We start from the raw sequence: 25,221 nt of genomic DNA on the forward strand, positions 1-25,221 counted from the left end.
GGAACTGGAGGACCTTTCATGAGTGCATACAGCACTGTCGTTGTCGGTACCGACGGATCGGATTCGTCGTACCGGGCGGTCGACCGCGCTGGAGCCATCGCGGGCGCTGCCGGTGCCAAGCTCATCGTCGCGACCGCGTACTTCCCGGAGAACAACCCCCACTCGGCCGACGTACTCAAGGATGACGCGTACAAGGTGACCGGCAAGGCACCCGTCTACGACATCCTGCGCACCGCCCGCGAGCGTGCCGGAGCGGCGGGCGCGACGAGCGTGGAAGAGCGCTCGATCGAGGGAGCGCCGGTGGATGCGCTGCTGGACCTGGTGCTGGATTCCAAGGCTGATCTGCTGGTCGTCGGCAATGTCGGTCTGAACACCATCGCCGGACGCCTGCTGGGTTCGGTTCCCTCGGATGTGGCGCGCCGCTCCAAGTGCGACGTGCTGATCGTTCACACCACCTGAGATCCGGCGCGCGCGAACGGGGCGGGTCTACCAGCCTCGTTCGCGCCATTCGCCGAGTGATCCACGCTCCGCACCCAAGGTGGTGTCGTCTCCATGTCCGGGGTAGACGACCGTGGAATCGGTGTACGCGCCGAAGAGACGCTCACCGACATCGTCGAGCAGCTGGTTGAAGTCTTCGGGACTGAAGGTCTTTCCGACACCCCCTGGGAAGAGCGAATCCCCGGTGAACAGGTGGGTCACACCGGCGGCGGTGAACGCCAGCGCCACCGAGCCCGGCGTGTGTCCGCGCAGGTGAATCACGTCGAAGTGCAGGTCGCCGATGTCGAAGCTATCGCCCCCCGCCAGTAGCGTCGTCGGCGGCACAGGAAGCGGTCCAGCATCTAAATCATGCGCGGCGCTGGGGGATTGGGTCTTGTCGACAATCGCCTCGAGGGCCTGCCAATGATCAAAGTGTTGATGCGTGGTGACGATGAGCTCGATGTTCGGGGCGTTCTCGTCCAGCAGGGTGGCCAACCGTTCGGCATCATTGGCCGCGTCGATCAGCAGTGACTTGCCGGTGTTTGTGCATGTGACGATGTATGCGTTGTTGTCCATCGGCCCCACCGAGGCCTTGATGATGGTTGCGCCGTCCACGGTGCGACGAGCCACGCCGGAGCCCGGCGCAATGTGGCCGGAATAGTCGTCATCGATGGTGATGGAGGTCATGGTTTTACCGTAGTGGCCCCCAGCGGGGCGAGGGTTGTCGGTGCCTCGTCCTAGCATGGAGTCGACGACTCAGCCGGCTCCGATTCCACATGGGATGACAGCCGCTGAGCTATGCGAAAACACCTGCACATGGGGCAGTGTGAAAGGAGACAGGTGGCCGACCGTCTGATCGTGCGGGGCGCGCGTGAACACAACCTGCGCGGTATTGACCTTGACCTACCCCGGGACAGCCTCATCGTCTTCACGGGTCTCTCCGGATCCGGGAAGTCGAGCCTGGCCTTCGACACCATCTTCGCCGAGGGGCAACGCAGGTACGTCGAATCGCTGTCCGCGTACGCCCGCCAGTTCCTGGGACAGATGGACAAGCCCGATGTCGATTTCATCGAGGGGCTCTCTCCCGCGGTATCCATCGACCAGAAGTCCACCAACCGCAACCCGCGATCCACCGTGGGCACGATCACCGAGGTCTATGACTACCTACGCCTGCTGTACGCGCGGGCCGGCACACCGCATTGCCCGGTATGCGGGGAGAAGATTGCCAAGCAGACCCCGCAGCAGATCGTCGATCAGGTGCTCGATATGGAGGAGGGCCTGCGGTTCCAGGTGCTCGCTCCCGTGGTGCGCACGCGCAAAGGCGAGTTCGTCGACCTTTTCGAGCAGCTGAACTCCCAGGGATACAGCCGTATTCGGGTTGACGGCGTGGTGCATTCGCTGACCGATCCGCCCAAGCTCAAGAAGCAGGAGAAGCACGACATCGAGGTGGTCATCGACCGTCTTGCCGTCAAGAACAGCGCCAAGCAGCGCCTGACGGACTCGGTGGAGACCGCCCTGCGCCTTGCCGATGGCATCGTGGTGCTTGAGTTTCCCGATGCCGACGAGGACTCGCCGCAGCGCGAGCGCAGGTTCTCCGAGAAACTCGCCTGCCCCAATGGCCACCCGCTCGCCGTGGACGATCTTGAGCCACGATCGTTTTCCTTTAACTCGCCCTACGGCGCCTGCCCCGAGTGCACGGGCCTGGGGATCAAGAAGGAAGTCGACCCCGACCTGGTGGTGCCCGACCCGGACATGACCCTCGCCGAGGGTGCCATCGCACCCTGGTCGATGGGGCAGAACGCCGACTACTTCGTCCGGCTCATGGCGGGGCTCGGCGACGCCCTCGGGTTCGACGTGAACACCCCCTGGAAGAAACTTCCGGCAGCGGCCAAGAAGGCGCTTCTGGATGGCTCTTCCGAGCAGGTCCATGTCAGATACAAGAACCGGTACGGCCGCACGCGTTCCTACTACGCGGAATTCGAAGGCGTACTGGCGTTTCTTCAGCGGCGCATGGAGCAGACCGAGTCGGAATGGGCGAAGGAACGCTATGAGGGTTTCATGCGCGACATTCCGTGCCCCGAGTGCAACGGCACCCGCCTGAAGCCGGAGATCCTCTCCGTCACCTTGACCGCCGGTGAGCACGGGGCCAAATCGATCGCACAGGTCTGTGACCTGTCCATCGCCGAATGCGCGCAGTTCCTCAACACATTGACACTCGGGCACCGTGAACAAGCCATCGCCGGGCAGGTTCTCAAGGAAGTACAGTTCCGGTTGGGATTTCTGCTGGACGTGGGCCTTCAGTACTTGTCGTTGTCACGCGCTGCGGGCACGTTGTCCGGTGGCGAGGCACAGCGCATCCGTCTGGCTACTCAGATCGGCTCCGGGCTGGTGGGTGTGCTTTATGTACTCGACGAGCCGTCGATCGGTCTGCACCAGCGCGATAACCGACGACTCATCGAAACGCTCACGCGTCTCAGGGATCTCGGCAACACGTTGATCGTCGTGGAGCACGACGAGGACACCATCAAACATGCCGACTGGATCGTCGACATCGGCCCGGCCGCAGGGGAGCACGGGGGGCAGGTAGTCCACAGCGGCACCTATGCCGAGCTGCTGAAGAACAAGAATTCCGTCACCGGCTCGTATCTTTCTGGTGCGGAAAGCATTCCGCTGCCGCTGATGCGCCGCGCCATCGACTCCAAGCGTCAGGTCACCGTGGTCGGCGCGCGCGAGCACAACCTCAAGGACATAGACGTCTCCTTCCCACTCGGGGTGCTGACCTCGGTTACCGGCGTGTCGGGTTCGGGGAAGTCGACACTGGTCAACGACATCCTCGCCACCGTGTTGGCCAATAAGCTCAACGGTGCACGCCAGGTGCCCGGGCGGCACACGCGAGTGACTGGTTTGGACCAAGTCGACAAGCTCGTGCGAGTCGACCAATCGCCGATCGGGCGTACACCCCGCTCCAATCCGGCGACCTATACCGGGGTCTTCGACAAGATTCGCACGCTGTTCGCGGCGACCACCGAGGCCAAGGTGCGTGGTTATCAACCAGGCCGGTTCTCCTTCAACGTCAAGGGCGGTCGCTGCGAGGCCTGCACGGGCGACGGCACCATCAAGATCGAGATGAACTTTCTGCCCGATGTGTACGTGCCGTGCGAGGTGTGCCACGGCGCGCGCTACAACCGGGAAACGCTCGAGGTCCACTACAAGGGCAAGACCATCGCTCAGGTGCTGGACATGCCCATCGAGGAAGCCGCCGAATTCTTCGAGCCCATCACCTCTATCCACCGGTATCTGAACACGCTGGTGGAGGTCGGCCTGGGTTATGTGCGGCTGGGGCAGCCGGCTCCGACGCTCTCCGGCGGCGAGGCGCAGCGCGTCAAGCTGGCCGCCGAGCTGCAGAAGCGCTCGACGGGCAAGACCGTGTACATCCTCGACGAGCCCACCACCGGCCTTCATTTCGAGGACATCCGCAAGCTGCTCACCGTGATCAACGGCTTGGTGGACAAGGGCAACACCGTCATCGTGATCGAGCACAACCTCGATGTGGTCAAGACGTCGGACTGGGTCATCGACATGGGTCCCGAGGGCGGGTCCGGCGGCGGCACTGTGGTGGCACAGGGCGCACCCGAGTCGGTGGCACAGACCGCGGGCAGCTATACCGGCGAGTTCTTGGCGGACCTGTTGCCCAAGCCCGTCCGGAACGGTAGGACTCCGGCGAAGGCCCCGTCCAAGACCGCCGGAAAGCCGCCTGCCAAACCGCGTACCAGGAAGGTTGTCACGCCGGTCTAGGGTGGCATTCATGACTGACGCGGCAGTTGGTGAACCGTTCGTTCGCATCCTCACCAACCTTGCGGAAGCGTCGCCCGATGCCCCGGCGATCACCTGCGGTACCGAATCGGTCAGCAGGGCGGAATTGGAGCGGCGTGCCACCGCGTTGGCGTACGCGTATCAACGTCTCGGTGTTCGGCAGGGCGACCTCGTCACCATCGGGTTGCCCAACTCGGTGGAGTTCTTCGCGGCCCAAATCGCAGTGTGGAAGCTCGGTGCCACCCCACAACCGGTGTCTTGGCGGTTGCCGCTCGCAGAACGCCGGGCAATCGTCGAGCTTGCCGACTCCGCTCTGGTGGTGGGGGTCGATCCGGCCGATCATCCCGATCGAGTCTGTGTGCCAGCGGGATTCGAACCCCTGGCCGAAGACCGCACCGGTGGGCCATTGCCGGAGGTGGTATCGCCGGCCTGGAAGGCACCCACGTCCGGAGGCAGTACCGGCCGACCCAAGATCATCCTCGCTCCCAGTCCCGCGGCCATCACCGGCCCGGCCGCAGGTGAGATCATGGGCATGCTGCCGGGAGATGTCCAGCTCGTCGCTGGTCCGCTGTATCACAATGCGCCGCTGATGTTTTCGTCATACGGTCTGCTCCTGGGGCATCATCTGATCGTGCAGCCGAAGTTCGACGCGCTGCGGGCGCTCGAACTGATCGACACCCACAAAGTCACCTGGTTGCAGGTGGTGCCCACGATGATGTCGCGGATATTGCGTGAGGTACGTGAGCACCCCGGTCGATTCGACTTGTCCACCATTCGGGTGCTGTGGCACATGGCAGCTCCGTGCCCGGTATGGCTGAAACAGGCATGGATCGACCTGCTGGGCCCCGAGGTGATTTGGGAGCTGTATGCGGGCACCGAGGCCATCGGCGGAACCATCATCACCGGACAGGAATGGCTGGCCCATCGCGGCTCCGTCGGTAAGCCTGCACTGGGCGAACTGACGATCCTGGACGAGGAGGGGAACCCGCTGCCGGCCGGGGAAGTGGGGGAGATCTTCATGCGCCCGTGGGAGGGCACGCCCACGCCCTATAAGTACCTTGGCGCTGAGATCAAGCGGGTCGGGACCTGGGAATCCATCGGTGATCTCGGGTGGCTTGATGACGATGGCTACCTCTATATGAGTGATCGCCGTACCGACCTGATCGTGACAGGCGGAGCGAATGTGTTTCCCGCGGAAGTGGAATCCATCATGAACGGCTACCCCGGAGTGGTCGACAGCGTCGTCGTAGGCCTACCCGACGACGACCTCGGGCAGATCGTGCACGCGGTGGTACACGCCGAGGGCAGTGTGACCGAAGACCAGCTGCGCGACTATCTGCTCGACGAGATTGTCCGGTACAAGGTTCCACGCACCATTGAATTTGTCGCGGAGCCGCTGCGTGAGGACTCAGGCAAGGTCCGGCGCAGCCTCATTCGTGAGCAGGCGATTGCCCGTCGGGCCGCGACGGGCTAGCTTCCTCACGCATCGACCTACGGATTTCCTCGAGCCGCTCGGCGGCCGCCCGGGCCCGGGCCTCGAATTGCTGCTCCACCGCACGGCCCTCATCGCTTTCGGCGTCCAACTCTGCGGACCCCGCAGCCGTGCCGGATCGGGTTTCGATCTTTTCGCGCACCGACTCAAAGGTCGGCACGCCGCTGTCGGTGTATCCCGGATCAGGAGTATCGGACATACCGCTCGACGCTACTCTGCGGGGCTAGCGTGGCAACGGCACATCGGGCACCGTCGGTGTGCCGATCCGGCCCGCCATCCAGGGGAGTGCCGATGTGAACGCAGTCTGTGCGAAGGGCCACTTGTGTTCGCCGGGCTTGTGCTGCACAGTGCATGAGATCCCTTGCGCCGCACCGATCTCGCACAGGCGGTGGGCGGCGCGATCCTGATCGCTCAGCGGAACGGATGCCGAGGCTCCCGGGACCGCTCCGGCACTGGTGATCGCCCCGGATCCTGCTCGGTGTAATCCGTTGACGTCGAACCATCCGGCGGTGTTCACATACCGTCCATGACGGGACATCACGGTTGCCGGATCGAACTGCTCCCATGCCGAGGTATCACCCCCGAAAAGACGAGCGATGGTCTGTGTCTTGTTCCCGGTGTTCGGCGACATATCGCCGGCGATGTCCTCGAAGGCGCTGAACAATTCGGGGTGTTTGACGGCAAGCGTTACCGCGCACGTACCACCCATAGACCAGCCCACCACCCCCCAGTTCTGTGGCCGCGGGCTGACGCCGAAGCGAGACACCATGAACGGGACGACGTCCTTCGTGAGATGGTCGGCGGAGTTACCGCGCGGACCGTTCACACATTCGGTGTCATTGTTGAACGAGCCGCCCGCGTCGACGAACACCATGACCGGCGCGTTCCCGCCGTGCTGGCTGGCGAAGGCATCCGCCGCCTCGACCGCGTTCCCGCTGCGGACCCAATCACTCGGAGTGTTGAACTCTCCGCCGATCATCATGATCGCCGGTAGCTGGGTGCGGGTGGAGTCGAACCAGGCCGGCGGCAGGTAGACGATCTCCTGGCGGTGGCGAAATCCGCTGGCATCGGCTGGGACATCCACCGGTACGAGCTTGCCCTTGGTCATCGTCGGTCCGCGGCGCTCCTCACGAGCGGCGGTGACCGTGGCCATATCGGCCTGGTTGGGCAGCGGGCCGGCGGTCAGTTGTGCCCACCCGGACTGGACGCTGCGCACGTATCCCGTCCACTGATTCAGCATCAGTGATCCGGAAAGGACGGTGAGCGGCACCGCGGTGATCGCCACCGCGCGACGCCACCACTGCGCCGTGCCCCAGCCCACCACCAGAACCGTGGTGGCCACACCGATGAGCGCGATCCACACCCACAGCATGAGCGGTGCGGGGTTTCCTCTGTCGGCCCAGCCCTCGGAGCTGATGTACCAATAGGCCCACGTGGCGAGGGTGGCACCGACGGCTACCGCGACGGGTAACCAGCGCTGAAACCACCGGCGCGTGCGCATCCCTATCGCGATGACTAGTGCAAAACCGGCAATGACCTGCATGGAGACAGGAAAGCTTCCATGTAACAACGAGATGTCATGACCGGACACGGCACCTATGATGGCCTAGTTACCTGTGAATTGTCTGTCAGGTTTCCGACGTGTCCGGCCACGGAATCCGAACAGCTTCACCGTGGTTACCGGGGCTTGGCCAGCGGGAACGGCAACGTCTCGCGAATGCTGCGCCCGGTGATGAGCATGACCACGCGGTCGACTCCCAGACCCATACCTCCGGTCGGCGCCATCGCGTACTCCATCGCACGCAGGAAGTCCTCGTCGAGTTCCATCGCCTCGGCGTCACCACCCGCCGCGAGAAGCGACTGTTCGTACAGGCGTCGACGCTGCTCCACCGGGTCGGTCAACTCGGTGTAGGCGGTGCCGAGCTCGACACCCCAGGCCACCAGGTCCCACCGCTCGGCGAGCCCGTCGGTGCTTCGGTGCGGGCGGGTCAGCGGCGACACCGAGACCGGGAAGTCGCTGTAGAACGTGGGTGTGGTGGTGCGCTTCTCGACAAGCCGTTCGTAGAGCTCTAGCACCAGGTGTCCGGAATCCCACCTCGGATTGAACTGTACCTCCGCCGATCGGCAGAACCGTTGCAGCGTAGGCACTTCCGTTGTCGCATCGATCTGTTCGCCGAGAGCCTGCGAGACTGCCTGGTGCACCGGAATGATCGGCCACTCGCCGCTGATGTCAACGGGGGCCAGCTTCCCTTCCCCGCCTTCTCCACCCGCCCGCATCACCACTTCGCTGCCGTGCGCTGCCTTCGCGGCATTCTGGATCAGCTGTTGGGTGGTGCCGGCCCAGGTCAGATAATCGGCATGGGCCTGGTACGCCTCCAGCAGGGTGAATTCGGGATTGTGGCTGAAGTCCACACCCTCATTGCGGAAGGCCCGGCCCAGCTCGAAGACCCTTTCCACGCCGCCCACGCAGAGTCGCTTGAGATAGAGCTCCGGCGCAATGCGCAGATACAGGTCCAAGTTGTAGGCGTTGATATGCGTCAGAAACGGACGAGCGTTGGCTCCACCGTGCACCTGCTGCAAGATGGGGGTCTCGACCTCCAGGAACCCCTGTGACAGCAGGGTGTTGCGCAACGAGGTGACGATCGCACTCCGCGCCACGATCTGGTCTCGGGCCTCTGGGTTGACTGCTAGGTCAAGGTATCGCGCACGCACCCTTGCCTCGGGGTCGGTAAGGCCCTTGCGCTTATCGGGCAGGGGGTGCAGGCACTTGCCGATGATTCGCCACGACCGCACCAGCACAGAGCGAGTGCCGTTGTGCGACTTACCCATGACACCGGTGGCCTCCACCAGGTCGCCCAGGTCGAGGGCGGCGGTGAACTCTTCATGCAGGAGCGGATCGTCGATGAGCAGCTGCACCCCTGCCGACCAGTCGCGCAGTTGCGCGAAGAGCACACCGCCGTAGTCGCGGATCCGCAGCAGACGACCGCTGACGACCACCTCGGTACCGTCCACGGCGGCCAGCGCCTCGGCCACGGTGTGGGTGGGCGGCGAGCCGACCGGGTATGCGTCGATTCCCCGCTCCCGCAAGGCGGCAAGCTTGCCGAGTCGCACCTTGACCTGCTCGGGCACCCGCTGCTGCACCGTCGGCTGTGGTGGCGAGTCTGGGGCAGTGCCATCATGGTGCAGTAGTCCAGTAGCCACGATGGCCTGCGGCACGGCGCTGTATTGGCCGGTATGCCTTGGCTTGTCGCGATTTCCGAACGGCAAGACCAGGAATCCCTCGGCGATCACCGAGGCGATGCCGATCCGGGGGATGAGCCGGGCATCCTCGTAGCAGGCGAACCGGGGCACCCATTCGGGCTGGTACTTCACATTGGATCGGTACAGCGTTTCCAGCTGCCACCACCGGGAGAAGAACACCAACACCGAGCGCCACAGCCTCAGCACCGGGCCCGCGCCGATACGGGAGCCGTCCGAGTACACCGAGCGGAACATCACGAAATTGAGAGAAACCCGGGCAATACCCATGGCCTCGGCCCGCAACAGGAGCTCGGTGACCATCAATTCGATGGTGCCATTGGGTGATTGGCGCGAACGGCGCATGAGTTCGAGGGAAACGCCATTGGTTCCCCAGGGCACCAACGACAGCATGGCGACGGCGTTGCCGTCGGAGTCGACCGCCTCCACCAACAGGCAATCGCCGTCGGTGGAATCCCCCAACCGGCCGAGGGCCATGGAGAATCCACGCTCGGTGTCGCCGTCACGCCACATATCGGCGTTGGCGATGATCTGTTTCATCTCCTCGGGCGTTAGTTCGCGATGGCGGCGGATGCGCACCGACAGCCCAGAACGCCGGGCACGGTTGACCGCTTGGCGGACCGCCGCCATGTGCGGACCCGATATGGAGAACGAGCGGGGATACAGGATGGCCTCGTCGCCGAGCTCGAGTGCATTCAAGCCGTGTTCGCGATAGGCGAGCGCTCCTTCGGCGCTCGCGCCCATCACCGCAGGTGCCCAGCCGTATGCCTGGCATACCTGCAGCCACGCCGCAATGGCCTGACCCCATGCCGTTTTGTCCCCGATCGGGTCCGCGCTGACCAGGCAGACGCCGACCTCCACGCGATATGTCACGGCCGCACGGCCATTGGGCGCGAAGATCACCGCCTTGTCGCGGCGTGTCGCGAAGTATCCGAGGGAATCGTCTTGCCCGTACCGATCCAGCAGCCCACGAATCAGGGATTCGTCATCGCCAGTCAGCGCGTTGACCGCACGCTGGGAGCGGAACAGCACCACCGCGGCGGACATCAGTGCCAGCGCCCCAAACAGACCGAAGAGCCAGTTGAGGAACAGATGCGGGTGCCCATCGAAGAACTCATGGCCCGCAAGGGAGAACCCGGCCACACGGTTGAGCGCCCACCAAAAACGATCGGATCGTGCCAAGGTCCCCGGGAACATCTCGGTGAGGCTCCAGGCAATGAGTGTTCCGAAGGCTAAACCGCCGATGAGCACGGCAACGGCCTTCACCGTCGCACCGCGGCGCACCTTGGCATAGAACTCACGACGCGCGAGGATGAGCAGGATGATCGTGCCGCCGTGGAGCACCAGCCCCAGGATCTCGACGGCGTCGCGGTGCTGGATGAAGCCGCCGATGTTGAGCGCCGACAGCACCGTCAGGTTGATCAGTAGGATCCACCACGCGATGCTCTTGCGCACCGCAAGTGCCGCCGCCAGCAGTGACAGTACGAAGGCCCAGGCGAGGCTGGTATCCGGCCAGTCGAACAGATACTCATCGATAAACGCTCGGGGAACCTGCGTCAGGTGCCGGATGGTCGGCGAGATGCTCGACAGGAAGATCATCGCCGCGAAGACCCCGACAAGCCACCCGAAGAAGGTCGGCACCCAGTGCAGTGTCGAGGTGGGCGAGGGAATTGGCTTGGGAGTCTTGCCAATTCCCGGGCCGGCTAGTGGCGGTGAGACAGAAACCTCAGATGTCACCTAGCGAGGATAGGCCGTGCACCTGGGAGTTCACTGACGCTCAGCGCAAGTACTTCTCGCCGGGCCCCTGGCCGGGTTCATCCGGGACCGCGCTGGCTTCGCGGAATGCCTTCTGCAGACTCTGCAATCCGTCACGGATCGGTGCGGCGTGCGGCCCCAGGTATTCCACGGAGGCCGCCACCAGACCTGCCAGTGCGGTGATCAGCCGACGTGCCTCGTCCAGGTCGCGATGCGGGCTTTCCTCGGGATCGGGGGAGGACAGGCCAAGTTTTTCGGCGCTAGAACTCATCAGCATCACGATGGCCTTGGTAATCACCTCGATCGCCGGGATATCGGCGAGCTCGCGGATCGACTCCGTCAGGGGCTCGTCGTGATGATCATGGTCAAGGTCATCGGTCACGGCTGCTAGACTTTCATGCGCGACCGTTCCCGGCTCCGTCGGGGACATCAAGTGGAGTCCCGCTCCCACCGCTGGCCAATCGGTACAGCGGTCCGGTCCAGCCACCTTCGGGTGGTTGTTCTGCGATCTGCAGAACGGCGCATGTCGTCGTGACCGGTCGGCTACGGGCCCTGCCATGAGCAGGGCTTTTCTGTTCGTAATGAGCAGAGCGCTGATGGACCCCGCTTGTGTCCCTGTCGATCCGTGTTGCGGTCACGACAGTAGAGGACGAGCCAGGGAGGCCACATCAGCACTGAGACCCGCATCAACGAACGCATCCGCGTACCCGAAGTCCGCTTGATCGGCCCGAAAGGCGAGCAGGTCGGCATCGTGCGGATCGAAGATGCGCTTCGCGTCGCCGCAGACGCCGATCTCGACCTTGTCGAGGTAGCCCCAGATGCCAGGCCTCCGGTCTGCAAAATCATGGACTACGGCAAGTTCAAATACGAGACGGCTCTGAAGGAGCGCGAGTCTCGCAAGAACCAGCAGCAGACCGTTGTCAAGGAACAAAAGCTTCGGCCGAAGATCGACGATCACGACTACGAAACCAAGAAGGGCCACGTAGTGCGCTTCTTGGAAGCCGGATCCAAGGTCAAGGTGACGATCATGTTCCGCGGACGCGAACAGTCGAGGCCTGAACTGGGCTACCGGCTGTTGCAGCGGCTCGGCGCGGACGTCGCCGAATTCGGCTTCGTGGAGACCTCCGCGAAGCAGGACGGCCGCAATATGACGATGGTGCTGGCGCCGCACCGGGGTGCGAAGACCCGGGCCAAGGCAGCTCAGCAGGCAGAGACTCCTGCAGGGCCGGCCCCAGCCCAAGCGGCCCCACCGGCCGAGCAAGCGCCCACCGAACAGACCTAGTACCGGAAAACAAAGGAACAGGGAACACCAAGATGCCCAAGGCCAAGACCCACAGCGGTGCGTCGAAGCGCTTCCGCACCACCGGAAGCGGAAAGATCGTGCGCCAGAAGGCGAACCGTCGTCACCTCCTGGAGCACAAGCCCACCAGTCGGACCCGTCGTCTCGACGGCCGCGCGGTGGTTGCAGAGAACGACACCAAGCGCGTCAAGAAGATGCTGACCGGCTAGCAGCCGCGTTCACGACCACCCCAATACAGAGCACCACACTGCATCACTAGAAATCACTAATAAGGAAGACTTATGGCACGCGTGAAAAGGGCCGTCAACGCCCAGAAGAAGCGCCGGACAATCCTGAAGGCCTCGAAGGGCTACCGCGGTCAGCGGTCGCGCCTGTACCGCAAGGCCAAGGAGCAGCAGCTGCACTCGCTGACCTACGCATACCGGGACCGTCGCGCCCGTAAGGGCGAGTTCCGCAAGCTGTGGATCTCGCGTATCAACGCCGCTGCTCGCGCCAACGACATCACCTACAACCGCCTCATCCAGGGCCTGAAGATCGCGGGAGTCGAGGTCGACCGCAAGAACCTCGCCGAGCTGGCCGTCAGCGATGCGGCCGCGTTCACCGCGCTGGTCGAGGTCGCCAAGGCCGCGTTGCCTGAGGACGTCAATGCTCCGGCCGGGGAAGCCGCCTGAGCATCTCGGCCCTGACTGAGCGATCACAAACAGTGATCGATGCGGTCAAACTGCACCGGCCCGCCGCCCGTCGGCGGGCCGGTCTTTTTCTGGCGGAAGGTGCCAATCTGGTCGAGGCCGCGCTGCGGTCCGACACGGTAGAACGCATCTTCGCCACCGAGGCCGCAGTGGAGCGATATGCCGACCTGTTGGTTGACGCTCCCGTCCGCCTGGTGACCGAGCGGGCCGCGAAGGCATTGTCCGACACCGTGACTCCGGTCGGACTGGTAGCCGAGTGCCGTTCCATTGCGGCAGAGTGGTCTCGGATCGTCGCGCTTTCACCACGGTTTGTCGTTGTCGCCGTTGATATCTCGGAACCGGGCAACGCGGGCACCCTGATCCGCGTCGCCGACGCGATGGGCGCCGATGCCGTCGTACTAGCAGGAAACAGCGTCGACCCGTTCAACGGCAAGAGCCTGCGCGCCTCGGCAGGCAGCATCTTCAATGTCCCGGTCGTTCCCGAGGGAGACGCGGCGGCGATCGCCGAGGACCTCACCACGCGAGGTGGGGCGGTGCTAGCCACCACGCTCGACGGCGAGCTGCTGCTCGACGATGCCGATCCGGTACTCGCGGGTGCCTGCGCCTGGATCTTCGGAAACGAAGCGCACGGCCTCGACCGCGCCACGGCTGCCCTGGCGACACACCGGATCAGCATCCCGATGCGCGGGGGAGCCGAAAGCCTCAATCTGGCCAGCGCCGCGTCGATTTGTCTGTACGCCACGGCGCGGATGCATCGCGGTCAATAGCCTCCAGTACTATCCGACAAAGCCGTAACGACGAGTACTAGTAACTTCCACGGATCGAGGAACCTAATGCCCGCACCCCTGCAGATCAGGCACTTTCGTGAGTCGGATGTTCCCGACCAGACCAGTAAGACACACGTCATCACCGGCGCGAACAATGGCCTGGGCCTCGTCGCCGCCGAGGCTCTAGCCCGCGCGGGCGCACGCGTCGTGCTGGCCTGCCGCAACCAGGAGACGGGGCGGGCGGCGCTGGACAAGGTGCGCTCACTCGGACCGAAGGCCGACCATGCGCTCGTGGAGCTCGACCTCACCAGCCTCGCCTCCGTGCGATCCGCCGCGGACGCCATCCGCACTCAGGCACCCAAGGTCGACGTGCTGCTCAACAACGCGGGTCTGATGGCAATCCCACTGCGGCGCACCGCCGAAGGGTTCGAGACGCAGATTGGCGTCAACCATCTGGGCCACTTCGTGCTTACCGACGCCCTGCTGCCCTCCTTGCTCGCCGCCGACGCACCGCGAGTCATCTCGCTGGGCAGCATTGCGCATGCGCAGGGGCGCAACAACCTGGACGTCGACGATCTGAACTTCACGCGGCGCCCGTACAACCGTCTGACCGCCTACCGGGCCTCGAAGCTCGCGTGCATGCTGTTCGGCTCGGAGCTGGCCCGCAAGGCGGCCGCAGCCGGATCCCCACTGTTGTCGGTCAATGTGCACCCGGGCGTGGCCGCCACAAACCTGTTCGATTCGATGATCCCGAATCTGCCCGGGCTGCAGAAGGCCTTCTACTTCGGGATGGGCCTGGTGCTGCAGGACGAGCGCCAGGGGGCCGAAGGCGAGCTGTACGCGGCAACCATGCCCGATGTACAGCCCGATGATTACCTCGGGCCCACCCAGCTGCAAGGTATGCGCGGTCCGGTGAAGCGTGCGCCGCGTAACAAAGAGGCCCGCGATCCGCAGCTGGCCGCCCGGTTGTGGGAGAAGTCGGTGGAGCTCACCGGTGCGAACTACTCCGGCCTCGCCGGATAGCCTGTGCTGAGATCAGCCTGAGTCCAACACTCGTGTCGCGCACCGCTGTTCGGCATCATCGGTGCTCGACGCGGGTGTGGCTGAGAGGCTAGGCACCGGCCTGCAAAGCCGTTCACACGGGTTCGAGTCCCGTCACTCGCTCTGTTTCGTCAAGCGACCGTGTCAACAAGAAGTCGTCAACAATGAGCCCCCCTGCGGGCAGGGGGGCTCATTGTTGACGTTGATCTGTTGATATTGATCCAGGGCTAACCGGCGGCCGGCTCCTCCGCCGGTTTCGGCGGTTGACCATCCGGCGACTCCAGAACCGGAGGCGTAGGCGCTCCCGGCATCACCGTCGGGGCGGTCGCCTCGATTCCGGCCGCGCTCTGCGGCGGCTCCCCATGTGGATCCTCCAGCGCGGGATTCTCGTTCCCCGCACCGAACTGCACACCGGTAGTGCTGGCGGGAGCGGCGGGCGTCGCGCCGCCCTGAATGCCATATCGCGTACTGGACGAGGTCAGCACGTTGGCGGGATGAGCCGCATTGCCCAACTTGCTGCCCGGTAGTCCGGCAGCACCGGCCGCGGGATCGGCGTTGGCGGCGATCTTCACGCCGCGCGCATCCACCGTGGCCGGCGCTACCGCCGGGAAGTTGTTGTAGATGTACGTGTAACTTCCCGGGGTCGCGGGCAGCGGCGCGGGAACGCCAGGCACGAAGGGGATACCGGGCGGGTCGGCGGCGGCCGTGGGGGCGGCGAACCCACCAAGAGCCAGGGCTCCCGCCACTCCGGCCACCGTGACAGCGATCTTTCTCTTCGGCATCGGGACCTCCTTCTTAGATCTTCATCGGGTCGCCGTAGATGGCGAACTCAGTATGCGCCGAAGCGGTCGAGATCCGCAGATAGACATACGAGCGGATGGTGACATCGCCACCGCACGCGTCGGCCTTGATGTGCAGATTGTCGACATCGAGCATCGCCTTTCCGCTGTCACTCAATGCCATGTTGGCCAGGGGGAGGTCGGTGATCACACCGGGCTGGAGGATGGTCTGCACAAACCCGGCCAGACCGCCCGAACCGCCGACGGACGGACCGCCACTGTAGCCGACAGATCCCGCCAGACCGCCGGTGCCACCGATCTGCAGACCGCTGGAAACATCTGTCTGACAACCCAGTTGATATCCCGCGATGAACAAGCTGTCGGTAATGGGCGCGGATCCTCCGGTGGCGATGGCCGTCGCGTCGAAGGTCACGAACGCCTCCCGGGAGTTGGAGGCCTCGGCCAGGTTGGGTACCGAGTTGATGGTTTCGTGGTCGATTCGGATCATCAGAGTCCACCCGTCACGACTTACCTTGGTGTACGTCTGCGGCGCCATGGTGACGGGATCGGCCTGAGCCGGAGCCGTAGCCAAGGTACAGATCGCGGTGAACAGCGCCACGACCGCGCCGACTCGCTTACGTACTGCCATCTGAGTGCCTCGTTTCCTCTTGCGGATGTGAATGGTGGTGAACATGTATCTGAGTTTGGGAGCTATAGCGGCGTCGTCGATTACCGGTCGGTGTGATAAGTCCGTTATCTGGGCTGACGGAAAGATACGCCTGCAAAAACCCCGCCGCAGATTAAAACTCACAGGTTGTTCCCAGGAATCGCCTTGTGGGACAAGAGTGCTCACTCCCGGGTTTCGTTCACGGTGAGTTGATGCCGCGTTGCTGGACGCCAACCATCAACAAAAGACAGGCTGTCCGAACAGGTTGGTGCGCTGGCTAATCACCTGGTGAACACCGCATGTCGAGCCGCTCACAGCGGGGTAAACCCGTTGTCCGGACGACCCGATTTCGTCTGTCAGTCGACAGAAACTCCATGCCCGAAAATGTGGCCTACGCCATAGAAATGCCCTGTAAAAGCTGCGTAAACAGGTGTTACGCGACCTCGCGGCCGGCCCGGATCACCCTCAGGAGCGGTCAGTGACTTCGGCGGGATCGGCGGTACGTAATGCATGGGCAGCCCGCGCCTGTCTCTGGGTGGAGCAATGATCTTCGGCGCGTCGACAAAGGGTGCGTCGGGCGGCGACTTTCCCCGCGCGCGTTTGTACGCCGATGCCGCGCGCGGATGTAACCGGATGTCGTCCGGCAGGGGACTGAACACAAACTGCACCACTTTGCCAAACAGTCGCAGGAGCACTTCTGGAATGTCCGGGCCGTTCGCGCAGCAGGATCGGATGATCCTCGACACCGGCGCCCAACTCCGGGTACGTGTTTTGGATGTAGCCGATCCACACACCGAGCAGTCCGGTGCGCAGATCGGCGAAGCACTTCGAAGTAATTCGATGTCAGCGAATCTGGGCCCAGGGGTCGCGGTGCGTCGTCCCGATCGATTTCATGCTGGCGTTCGGCGAGAGGTCGGCCTTGCGACGAGCACTCGTGTGCAGACTGGCGAGCACCTCGACGAGCAGTGGCGGATGTCATCGGCACCCCTCCGATGTGGCGCCTATCACGCACGATAATGCCACAACCAACGTTTCCACGAGCGCGTCCAGGGGGTTGAGAACCGTTTGCCAGCCGTGTCCACAGCTCCACGCCGCCGCTACCAGCACCGACCGAATGCGACCAGGCAGTTGAGGAGACGAGCCCGGTCATACCGACACTGGCAACGACAAGATTGCCGCCGCACACCCCAGCACATAGGCTGATGCGGTGGATGTCGAGCCGTCAGGCCTCGATGCCGAACCGGACCGTGAGCACGACTCTGGATTCCGTAAGCGCAGGCGAGGCCGCACCCGTGGGCCCGTGCGGCATGACCCCGCCCTGGAGTCGTCAGAGAACGCTGCGCCGGCGGAAGACTCCGATCCCACCGAGCCCGCGTCTCGCCACATCGCCCGCGCGTCACGCACAGCCGGTAGCTGGTTTCGCAAGATGGATCGGGATCCGACCGTCGTGGCGGCGGTACGCCGCGCACGGCGCTCACTGCCCGGCGACCCATTTTTCGGTGATCCGTTGTCAACGAGCGGTTTTGGTGGAGCGAGCGCAGTGGCACGTGCGGCCGATCGGTTGGTGACCGACAGGGACACCGCGTTCCGCGAATTCGGGTTCGGCGCCTTGCAGATCTGGCAGGCCTTCACCGAGAAGGTCAGCAAGCAACCGGCCAATCGCGAGGTCACGCTGGTCTTCACCGACCTCGTCGGATTCTCGGGGTGGGCACTGGAAGCCGGCGACGAGGCAACCCTGAAACTGCTGCGCCGCGTGGCGTCGGTCGCTGAGCCACCCATGCTCAACGCGGGAGGCCAGGTGGTCAAGCGGATGGGCGACGGCATCATGGCTGTCTTCGACGACCCGGTGACGGCCCTACGTGCTGTCCTTCCTGCCCGCGAGGCATTGAGAAACGTTGAAATCCAGGGATATACGCCGCTGATGCGGATCGGTATCCACACCGGGACGCCCCAGCGCATCGGATCGGACTGGCTCGGCGTCGACGTGAACATCGCGGCCCGCGTCATGGAGAGCGCCACCAAGGGCGGTCTCGCGATCTCGCAACCCGCCCTTGCCCAGGTGCCCCTGGTGCTTCTCGATCACCTTGGCCTTACACCCACGCCCGTCCGTCGACCGCTCTTCTCCAGTAGACCCGCGGGCGTCCCCGAGAACATGAAGATGTATCTGCTCGAAACTCGCAGGGAACTGCCAGCCGCGGGGGATGACGGTCGCATCTAGACGGTGCGATCATGGGTCATGCGGAGCGTCTGGGCCGCGCTAGTCCGGCTACGAGTGACGATCGCTTATGCGGTCGCGCTGGTCGCGGTGGCCACCGTGCTGGTTGTGGAGGGGCCACGCATGCAAGATCGAGTCGTCGCGCATGCGAGTACCAATCTGCACAACCTGCATCAGGGGCGGTTGGGGACGCTCATCGGTAGCGCCTTTGTCACCGATGCGGGGCCGATCTATTTATGGCTTCCCGGTTTGATCTGCATCCTCGCCCTGGCTGAGCTTCAATGGCGCAGCGGGCGTTTGGCGTTGACCTTCGCACTCGGACATATAGGCGCCACCCTCATCGTCGGAGTCGGAACGGCGCTGGCAATCTGGATGCACTGGGCCCCGATATCCATCGCAAGAGCCAGCGACGTGGGGATGAGTTATGGAACGGCCGCCGTTGTCGGGGCGCTCACGGCATCGATCCCGCCGCGTTGGCGCAGCTCGTGGACGGCAGGTTGGATCTCGGTGGGCGCCGTGTCCATCGCGTGCAACCAGACCTTCACCGAGGTGGGGCACCTCACCGCACTTCTACTCGGCATCCTCGCCGCGCACACGCTTTCCCTGCGCGCGCCGCGCTGGTCCGTGCTTCGGTCGGTGCTCCTAGGATTCGGCGGACTCTTCGCCCTCGTGATGTTCTCCGAAGATGGCCAGACCCTTGCCGTGGCGGTGCCCACCGCGCTAGCGGCCGTACTCGTCACCCAGTGGGTCAGGTTGCGGCGGGAGCCTCATGATCAAGTAGCCATCGCTTGATGGGAAGCCCATAGCGGAAGCCTCCCAGCGCGCCGCCGACCCGATACACCCGGTGACACGGGACGAACAGCGCCGCCGCGTTACGCGCACATGCGCTGGCGGCCGCGCGGATGGCGGCCGGTCGCCCAGCGCGCGCGGCGAACTCGCTGTAGGTGATGGGCACGTCCGGGCCGACGTCGCGCAGCACGTCCCAGGCATGCATCAGGAAGTCTCCGGACTGCTGAGTGACGGGGATCGAGTCGATCGCAGCCAGATCGCCCGCGTGGTAGTCCGTGACAGCTTGGCTGACTTTCCCAAGGTCACGTTTGCGGCTGAGTATCTGCGGTCGTAAAGCCGGATGAATCAGCGAGCGCAGCATGTCGGGGGAGTCTGTCCAGCCCGATGCCAGGACCGCGCCCGATCCGTCGACGATGGCGGTGAATGGTCCTACCGGGGTGGCCAGAGTCGTGTAGTCGCTCATGAGGTTCCTTTTCGCTTGCGGGTGTGGGGACGTGTCTGCGCGGCGATTCCCTTGCGCCACAGGTGCATAGATACATAGGAACGCCATGGCGAGCAGCCGCGGGCAACCGCGAGGTCGATGCCTTCGGTCAACGCGCCGCGGCGTAGCACGAGGTCGTGCTCGAGTAGGACATCGGGATCAGCGAGCCGACGCATCACCACATAGTCTGCGGTCCAGGGTCCGATTCCCTTGATTTCCAACAGCTGCCGGCGCATGTCGGTGGCGGTCATGCCCTGATGCAACTCCAATTTGCCCGTGGCAAGTCTGTCCGCAGCTCCGACGATTGCGCCGATCCGCGCTGCGGGGCCGACCATGACGCCTGCGCCCGCCGCAGCAACAGATTCGGCCGTGGGAAAGAGGTGAGTCACCCGCCCCGTCGTGTCGGTCACTTCCTCGCCGAGCGCGGCGACCAGGTTTGCCGTCGCCGTGTTGGCCGCGGAAACTGAGATCTGCTGACCGATCATGGTGCGCAACAGCAGCTCTGCCCCGTCCACCGTCCCGGGCACCCTGATCCCAGGAGCCTCAGCGACGAGGGGAGCCAGCGCCGGATGCGACCGTAAGGCGTCGTCGACCGCCGCGGGATCGGCGTCGAGGTCAAGAAGGTGACGCAGGCGCGCCACGGCGGGTGCCAGGTCGCGCATATCCGTGAGCTGCAGGTCCGCCCGCACCTGGTCTGCGGCCACCGTCAGGGTCGCGACGACCGGACCATGAGGCATCCGTAGTGCCCGGGTATACCGTCCTTCGGAAAAGTCTTCGACACCGCGTGCGCAGTGATGCTCCAGCAGCCAGATAGACCATGCGACGTTATGGGGTTGCCGCAGAGGGAGTTTGAGGCTGACCCCGCCAGGTATCGGGGCCGACGCGACGTTATCTCGGCGCGGCAGCTCGGTCCGCAGCTTTGATGGCGTCGTCGCGAACACCGCCGCGATCGTGTCGTTGAACTGCCGGATACTGGAAAACCCTGCTGCAAAGGCAATATCGGACATCGCGAGCTCGGTCCGCTGAATCAGCAGACGCGCGGTGGTGGCCCGGTTCGCCCGTGCCAGGGCCAGTGGGCTCGCGCCGAGCTCGGCCAGCAGAACCCTGTTGAGTTGGCGGCTCGAGTACCCAAGGGCACGAGACAGCCCGTCCACCCCTTCGCGCTCGACCACACCGTCACCGATCAAGCGCATCGCGCGGACAGCTAAGTCGGACTTGATGTTCCACAATGGCGATCCCGGCGCCGCGTCCGGCAGACACCGCCGGCAGGCCCGATAGCCCGCAGCCTGCGCGGAGGCAGCGGTGGGATGGAACGAGACATTCTGTCGTTTCGGTGTGATGGCCGGGCAGGATGGCCGGCAGTAGATTCCCGTGGTGCGAACCGCCGTGTAGAACTGTCCGTCGAATCGCGTGTCGCGGGACTGTACGGCCCGGTAACAAGCCTCCGCGTGAAGTTCCATGTATCCGAGCATGCCCGCGTCCTCGCCACCGCGCTAGCGGAAATCGGACATTACCGTCGGGTCGGCGTTGTCTCCCAAATCCGGGCGTAGCGATGCCAGGCCAGCAGCGTGATCACCATCGATATCGAAGTGCCCGCTGCCGCCCCGGCCCACGAACGCCGCCAGGCGGCCGCCAGCCCCGAAACCAGCGCGGCGCTGCCGAGGAGGCTCAGCGCGGTGAGGGCGGTATCCGAGGTAGGTCATCCAGATCTCTTCGCCGCGGATGGCGCGCGTGGCGAACGACCTGTCGTCTCGGGGTGGCGACGTCACGACGGGGTTGATCGCGAGCCAGATACCGATCGGGATTGCCCACCGCCACTGCCGGGCCCAGACCGGAACGAGCAACAGCGGTGTAGTCGCCCAACGCGACCACGCACTCACCGGGTGGCAATGTTTTTCGAAGATCCAGCGGCGCACTGCTTCGCCATTCACGCTGTCGACACTAAGCGGCTACGGTGACGCCCGCCGGGCATGACCGGAAGGTGGTTAACCCGGCTTACCCTATGATCGGCATCCGTGGCCGATCACTCGCAGGATCCATCAGAGAGAACTCTGACGAGCGCCGTCGATGCTGCTCGCGTGGCATTCGACGCCGCGCGCGACCTGGACGCGCTCGCGCAGGCGAAGATCGACCATTTGGGGGAGAAGTCGCCCTTGGCGCTGGCACGTCAGGCGCTCGGCGGGCTGCCGAAGGATCAACGGGCCGAGGCCGGAAAGCTCGTCAACGCGGCGCGTACGCAGGCACAACAGGCGTATGACGTCAGGCTGGACGTACTGCGCGCCGAGCGTGACGCCGCGGTACTCGTAGCCGAACGCATCGATGTGACGTTGCCCTCGACACGGCAGGCCATCGGCGCGCGGCATCCGATCACGATTCTCTCCGAACACATCGCGGACACCTTCGTCGCGATGGGGTGGGAGGTGGCCGATGGCCCCGAGGTGGAAACCGAGCACTTCAACTTCGATGCCCTCAACTTCCTGCCCGACCACCCGGCGCGCAGCACACAGGACACCTTCTACATCGCTCCCGAGGACTCCCGCCAGGTGCTGCGCACACACACCTCACCAGTTCAGGTCCGAACCCTATTGGCGCGCGAACTGCCCGTCTACGTGATCTCGCTGGGGCGCGCCTTCCGCACCGACGAGATCGATGCAACCCATCTGCCCGCCTTCCATCAGGTCGAAGGGCTCGCCGTGGACCGCGGGCTCACCCTGGCCAACCTCAAGGGCATCCTTGATGCATTCGCCCGGGCAATGTTCGGGGCGCAGGCACACACCCGGATGCGGCCGCACTTCTTCCCATTCACCGAACCCTCCGCCGAGGTGGACGTCTGGTTCGAGAACAAGAAGGGTGGCGCCGGCTGGGTCGAATGGGGCGGCTGCGGCATGGTAAATCCGAATGTCCTGCGAGCCAGCGGTATTGACCCGGACGAATACAGCGGTTTCGCGTTCGGCATGGGGCTGGAACGCACGCTGCAGTTCCGCAACGGCCTACCCGATATGCGCGACATGATCGAGGGCGACGTGCGCTTCAGCCTTCCGTTCGGGGTGAGTGCCTGATGCGCGTTCCCTACAGCTGGCTTCTCGAGGTCCTACGCACTGGTGCGCCGGAATTCTCCGCCACTCCTGCGGGTATCGAGGAGACTCTCATCCGCATTGGCCACGAGGTGGAGGAAGTCGTTGTGCCGGGCCCGGTTACGGGGCCGCTCGTGATCGGAAAAGTCGCCCAGATCACCGAACTCACCGAGTTCAAGAAGCCGATCCGTTTCTGCCTGGTCGATGTTGGCGAAGCCGAGCCTCGTGAAATCGTCTGTGGCGCCGCTAACTTCGCAGTCGATGACCTCGTGGTGGTGGCACTTCCAGGCGTCACGCTGCCCGGTGACTTCACCATCGCGACACGAAAGACCTACGGGCACACCTCCGACGGGATGATCTGCTCGACGGCCGAGCTCGGTCTCGGTTCGGAATCAGCAGGCATTCTGGTGCTGCCACCGGGGACCGCCGAGCCCGGGGCCGATGCCATCGAGGTGGTCGGACTGGACGATGCCATCTTCGATCTGTCGATTACTCCCGATCGCGGATACTGTCTATCCGTTCGCGGGCTAGCACGCGATCTCGCCTGTGCGTACGACCTGGAATTCGTGGACCCCGCTGCAGTTCAGCCACTTCCGGCCGATGGGCCGTCGCTGCCCGTGCATATCGATGCCGGGACCGGAGTCAAGCGCTTCGGGTTGCGTCCGGTAGTCGGCATCGATCCGACGGCGGTATCGCCATGGTGGCTGCAGCGACGGCTGATGCTCTGCGGAATCCGGGCCATCTCGCCGGCGGTTGACGCCACCAACTACGTGATGCTCGAAATCGGGCATCCCATGCACGCGCACGATAACGGCCGGATCAGCGGGGATTTCCGGGTGCGGTTCGCCACGCCCGGCGAAACGGTACTCACCCTCGACGACGTAGAACGCAAACTTGAACCCGGCGACGTCCTGATCACGGACGACGCTGGTGTCACCGCCATCGGCGGAGTGATGGGCGCCGGCAGCACCGAGATGCGAGACGACTCCACTGACGTGCTCCTGGAAGCGGCGGTCTGGGATCCGGCCGCGGTGCTGCGGACCCAACGACGGCTGCACCTGCACAGCGAAGCGGGGCGCCGTTACGAGCGTTCCGTGGATCCTGCGATATCTATTGCTGCGCTTGACCGTTGCGCATCTCTGCTGCGCGACATCGCCGGCGGCAGCACGCCCGCCGAACTCACGGACTGGTCCGCCGACAGCGAGGCTAAGCCAGAGATTGTCATTGCCACTGACCTGCCCGCACGCCTCGCCGGAGTCGACTACGCCGACGGGGTGGTAGAGCACCGGCTCCGTCAGATCGGCGCCGAGGTGGTTGCGGAGGGCGACACACTGCGGGTGATACCGCCGAGCTGGCGCCCCGACATTGTTGAGGGTGCAGACCTGGTTGAGGAGGTGCTGCGACTCGAAGGCTTGGAGGACATCCCGTCGATTCTGCCGGCAGCGCCGCAGGGCGGCGGTCTCACACCAACGCAACGCCGGCGCCGCGCGGTGGGGAAGTCGTTGGCACTCAGCGGATATACCGAAATCTTGCCGATGCCCTTCCTGCCTGCAGGGGTATTCGACGCATGGGGCCTGGATGGCGACGATGCGCGACGACGTACCACAAAGGTTCTCAACCCGCTGGAATCCGATCGACCCGAGCTGGCCAGCACCCTCTTACCTGGTGTGCTCGAGGCGTTGTCGCGCAATATTTCTCGCGGAACCCACGATGTCGCACTGTTCACCATTGGTCAGGTCGTACGGCCAACGGAGGCGACCCGGGCGATCCCGCTGCTCGACGTGACTAATCGCCCCTCCGAGGCCGAGCTGGAGGCACTGCTCGAATCCTTGCCCGCGCAGCCGGTCCATGTGGCACTGGTACTGACCGGCGCGCGCGAACCCAGTGGGCCGTGGGGGCGTGGACGCGCCGCAGATGCCACCGATGCGCTGGAGGCGGCAAGGATCATCGGGCGGGCCGCTTATGTGGACCTTTCCCTGCGTGCCGGCAACGAATTGCCTTGGCACCCAGGGCGTTGCGCAGAGATCGTGGCCGACGGCCAGGTTGTCGGACATGCCGGTGAGCTGCATCCGGCGGTGATCGAACGCCTGGGACTGCCCAAGCGCACGTGCGCTCTGGAATTGAGCCTCGACGCACTTCCCGTCACTAATCCGCTGCCTGCGCCAAGGATTTCGCCGTTTCCGGCGGTTCTCCAGGATGTGTCGTTGGTAGTCGCCGAGACGGTGCCCGCCGATGCGGTGACGGAGGCATTGCGCGACGGGGCGGGTGACCTGATCGAAGATGTGCGGCTCGTGGAGGTCTACACCGGACCGCAAGTTGGCGAGGGCAACAAATCGTTGAACTTCCGGCTACGCTTCCGGGCGGCTGACCGCACCCTCACAGAAGACGAGGCCACCGCCGCACGGATCACGGCGGTGGCCTCTGCGGCCGAGCGCGTCGGGGCAACCCAACGCGCCTAGCAGGTCTTACTGTCCCCGGCGCTGGTCAGCCTGCTCGCGGTGCTGCTCCTGGCGCTGACGATCGGCACGATCCGACATGGAAGGCTCCCTTCTCGTATTCGTTCTCGCTCGTTATCGACCGCTGGCGCTATTCGCCAGCTACTTCCACCGTAGCTGTGGGAACCG

Annotated in this window: 23 protein-coding genes, 1 tRNA gene and 1 pseudogene; 14 read left to right on the forward strand and 11 right to left on the reverse strand. The window is 64.5% G+C overall.

Translation table 11 applies throughout. The features are described 5' to 3' along the window. Positions 1-18 precede the first annotated feature (18 nt). Positions 19-459, forward strand: coding sequence for a universal stress protein (locus AC5Y5C_RS09445; RefSeq protein WP_499971218.1), 441 nt, complete (start codon positions 19-21; stop codon positions 457-459). A 27-nt stretch (positions 460-486) separates the two neighbouring features. Here the strand turns inward: AC5Y5C_RS09445 and AC5Y5C_RS09450 are convergent, their stop codons facing one another. Further along, the gene (locus tag AC5Y5C_RS09450) at positions 487-1,164 is read right to left on the reverse strand and encodes an MBL fold metallo-hydrolase (protein WP_499971220.1); all 678 of its coding nucleotides are present in this window, start codon (positions 1,162-1,164) and stop codon (positions 487-489) included. Positions 1,165-1,317: 153 nt separating this feature from the next. Here AC5Y5C_RS09450 and uvrA point away from each other — a divergent pair, with 153 nt between their 5' ends. Beyond that, positions 1,318-4,272 (forward strand): excinuclease ABC subunit UvrA, encoded by a 2,955-nt coding sequence (uvrA, locus tag AC5Y5C_RS09455; RefSeq protein WP_499971222.1) that lies wholly within the window; start codon positions 1,318-1,320, stop codon positions 4,270-4,272. A 10-nt stretch (positions 4,273-4,282) separates the two neighbouring features. Then, entirely contained in the window at positions 4,283-5,764 is a 1,482-nt protein-coding gene (locus AC5Y5C_RS09460) for an AMP-binding protein (protein ID WP_499971224.1), read from the forward strand. On the opposite strand, the gene AC5Y5C_RS09465 is transcribed toward AC5Y5C_RS09460, so the two are convergent. The 4 genes from AC5Y5C_RS09465 to AC5Y5C_RS09480 form a co-directional block, all read right to left on the reverse strand. Next, positions 5,721-5,981 (reverse strand): hypothetical protein, encoded by a 261-nt coding sequence (locus AC5Y5C_RS09465; protein ID WP_499971226.1) that lies wholly within the window; start codon positions 5,979-5,981, stop codon positions 5,721-5,723. The two genes, AC5Y5C_RS09460 and AC5Y5C_RS09465, sit on opposite strands and share 44 nt — an antisense overlap. Positions 5,982-6,005: 24 nt before the next feature. Beyond that, positions 6,006-7,382 (reverse strand): alpha/beta hydrolase, encoded by a 1,377-nt coding sequence (locus tag AC5Y5C_RS09470; RefSeq protein WP_499971838.1) that lies wholly within the window; start codon positions 7,380-7,382, stop codon positions 6,006-6,008. Between the two features lie 77 nt (positions 7,383-7,459). Next, the gene (gene lysX / locus AC5Y5C_RS09475; RefSeq protein ID WP_499971840.1) at positions 7,460-10,732 is read right to left on the reverse strand and encodes a bifunctional lysylphosphatidylglycerol synthetase/lysine--tRNA ligase LysX; all 3,273 of its coding nucleotides are present in this window, start codon (positions 10,730-10,732) and stop codon (positions 7,460-7,462) included. Positions 10,733-10,817: 85 nt separating this feature from the next. After that, the gene (locus AC5Y5C_RS09480) at positions 10,818-11,177 is read right to left on the reverse strand and encodes a DUF1844 domain-containing protein (RefSeq protein ID WP_499971228.1); all 360 of its coding nucleotides are present in this window, start codon (positions 11,175-11,177) and stop codon (positions 10,818-10,820) included. Positions 11,178-11,462: 285 nt separating this feature from the next. Between AC5Y5C_RS09480 and infC the strand changes: the two genes are divergently transcribed. From infC to AC5Y5C_RS09510, 6 genes are all read left to right on the forward strand, one after another. Beyond that, positions 11,463-12,077, forward strand: a complete 615-nt coding sequence (gene infC / locus AC5Y5C_RS09485; protein WP_499971842.1) for a translation initiation factor IF-3 — start codon at positions 11,463-11,465, stop codon at positions 12,075-12,077. A gap of 32 nt (positions 12,078-12,109) precedes the next feature. Next, entirely contained in the window at positions 12,110-12,304 is a 195-nt protein-coding gene (gene rpmI, locus AC5Y5C_RS09490; protein ID WP_078326192.1) for a 50S ribosomal protein L35, read from the forward strand. A 72-nt stretch (positions 12,305-12,376) separates the two neighbouring features. After that, positions 12,377-12,766 carry a 50S ribosomal protein L20 gene (gene rplT, locus AC5Y5C_RS09495; RefSeq protein ID WP_499971230.1) on the forward strand — a complete coding sequence of 130 codons (390 nt, stop codon included), beginning with the start codon at positions 12,377-12,379 and terminating at the stop codon, positions 12,764-12,766. A gap of 32 nt (positions 12,767-12,798) precedes the next feature. Further along, a complete protein-coding gene (locus AC5Y5C_RS09500; RefSeq protein WP_499971232.1) occupies positions 12,799-13,551 on the forward strand; it encodes a TrmH family RNA methyltransferase in 753 nt (250 codons plus the stop codon). A 66-nt stretch (positions 13,552-13,617) separates the two neighbouring features. After that, positions 13,618-14,574 (forward strand): oxidoreductase, encoded by a 957-nt coding sequence (locus AC5Y5C_RS09505; protein ID WP_499971234.1) that lies wholly within the window; start codon positions 13,618-13,620, stop codon positions 14,572-14,574. A 70-nt stretch (positions 14,575-14,644) separates the two neighbouring features. After that, a tRNA-Cys gene (locus AC5Y5C_RS09510) sits at positions 14,645-14,715 on the forward strand. Between the two features lie 104 nt (positions 14,716-14,819). On the opposite strand, the gene AC5Y5C_RS09515 is transcribed toward AC5Y5C_RS09510, so the two are convergent. The 3 genes and pseudogenes from AC5Y5C_RS09515 to AC5Y5C_RS09525 all read right to left on the reverse strand — a co-directional run. After that, positions 14,820-15,374 (reverse strand): hypothetical protein, encoded by a 555-nt coding sequence (locus AC5Y5C_RS09515; protein ID WP_499971236.1) that lies wholly within the window; start codon positions 15,372-15,374, stop codon positions 14,820-14,822. Positions 15,375-15,387: 13 nt separating this feature from the next. Further along, entirely contained in the window at positions 15,388-16,020 is a 633-nt protein-coding gene (locus AC5Y5C_RS09520; protein WP_499971238.1) for an MspA family porin, read from the reverse strand. A 374-nt stretch (positions 16,021-16,394) separates the two neighbouring features. Then, a pseudogene (locus AC5Y5C_RS09525) lies at positions 16,395-16,736 on the reverse strand (hypothetical protein); the annotation flags it as partial. Positions 16,737-16,740: 4 nt separating this feature from the next. Between AC5Y5C_RS09525 and AC5Y5C_RS09530 the strand changes: the two are divergent. From AC5Y5C_RS09530 to AC5Y5C_RS09540, 3 genes are all read left to right on the forward strand, one after another. After that, positions 16,741-17,055 (forward strand): hypothetical protein, encoded by a 315-nt coding sequence (locus AC5Y5C_RS09530; RefSeq protein ID WP_499971910.1) that lies wholly within the window; start codon positions 16,741-16,743, stop codon positions 17,053-17,055. A 190-nt stretch (positions 17,056-17,245) separates the two neighbouring features. Continuing rightward, positions 17,246-18,256 carry an adenylate/guanylate cyclase domain-containing protein gene (locus tag AC5Y5C_RS09535; protein ID WP_499971239.1) on the forward strand — a complete coding sequence of 337 codons (1,011 nt, stop codon included), beginning with the start codon at positions 17,246-17,248 and terminating at the stop codon, positions 18,254-18,256. 54 nt (positions 18,257-18,310) lie between these two features. After that, complete coding sequence (locus AC5Y5C_RS09540; RefSeq protein WP_499971241.1) at positions 18,311-19,045, forward strand: rhomboid-like protein; 735 nt, start codon at positions 18,311-18,313, stop codon at positions 19,043-19,045. Here the strand turns inward: AC5Y5C_RS09540 and AC5Y5C_RS09545 are convergent. From AC5Y5C_RS09545 to AC5Y5C_RS09555, 3 genes are read right to left on the reverse strand one after another with little or no spacing between them, the layout of a single operon-like run. Beyond that, positions 19,002-19,505, reverse strand: coding sequence for a methylated-DNA--[protein]-cysteine S-methyltransferase (locus AC5Y5C_RS09545; protein WP_499971243.1), 504 nt, complete (start codon positions 19,503-19,505; stop codon positions 19,002-19,004). The genes AC5Y5C_RS09540 and AC5Y5C_RS09545 overlap by 44 nt on opposite strands. Further along, a complete protein-coding gene (locus AC5Y5C_RS09550) occupies positions 19,502-20,983 on the reverse strand; it encodes an Ada metal-binding domain-containing protein (protein ID WP_499971244.1) in 1,482 nt (493 codons plus the stop codon). Before AC5Y5C_RS09550 ends, AC5Y5C_RS09545 begins: the two co-directional genes overlap by 4 nt. Positions 20,984-21,016: 33 nt before the next feature. Beyond that, positions 21,017-21,454 carry a DUF6653 family protein gene (locus AC5Y5C_RS09555; RefSeq protein WP_499971246.1) on the reverse strand — a complete coding sequence of 146 codons (438 nt, stop codon included), beginning with the start codon at positions 21,452-21,454 and terminating at the stop codon, positions 21,017-21,019. 84 nt (positions 21,455-21,538) lie between these two features. Between AC5Y5C_RS09555 and pheS the strand changes: the two genes are divergently transcribed. After that, the gene (gene pheS, locus AC5Y5C_RS09560) at positions 21,539-22,582 is read left to right on the forward strand and encodes a phenylalanine--tRNA ligase subunit alpha (RefSeq protein ID WP_499971247.1); all 1,044 of its coding nucleotides are present in this window, start codon (positions 21,539-21,541) and stop codon (positions 22,580-22,582) included. Then, positions 22,582-25,056: a phenylalanine--tRNA ligase subunit beta gene (gene pheT, locus AC5Y5C_RS09565; RefSeq protein WP_499971249.1), complete on the forward strand. Its 2,475-nt coding sequence runs from the start codon at positions 22,582-22,584 to the stop codon at positions 25,054-25,056. Before pheS ends, pheT begins: the two co-directional genes overlap by 1 nt. Positions 25,057-25,221 lie beyond the last annotated feature (165 nt).

This window comes from Mycobacterium sp. NGS15 (assembly GCF_059813245.1).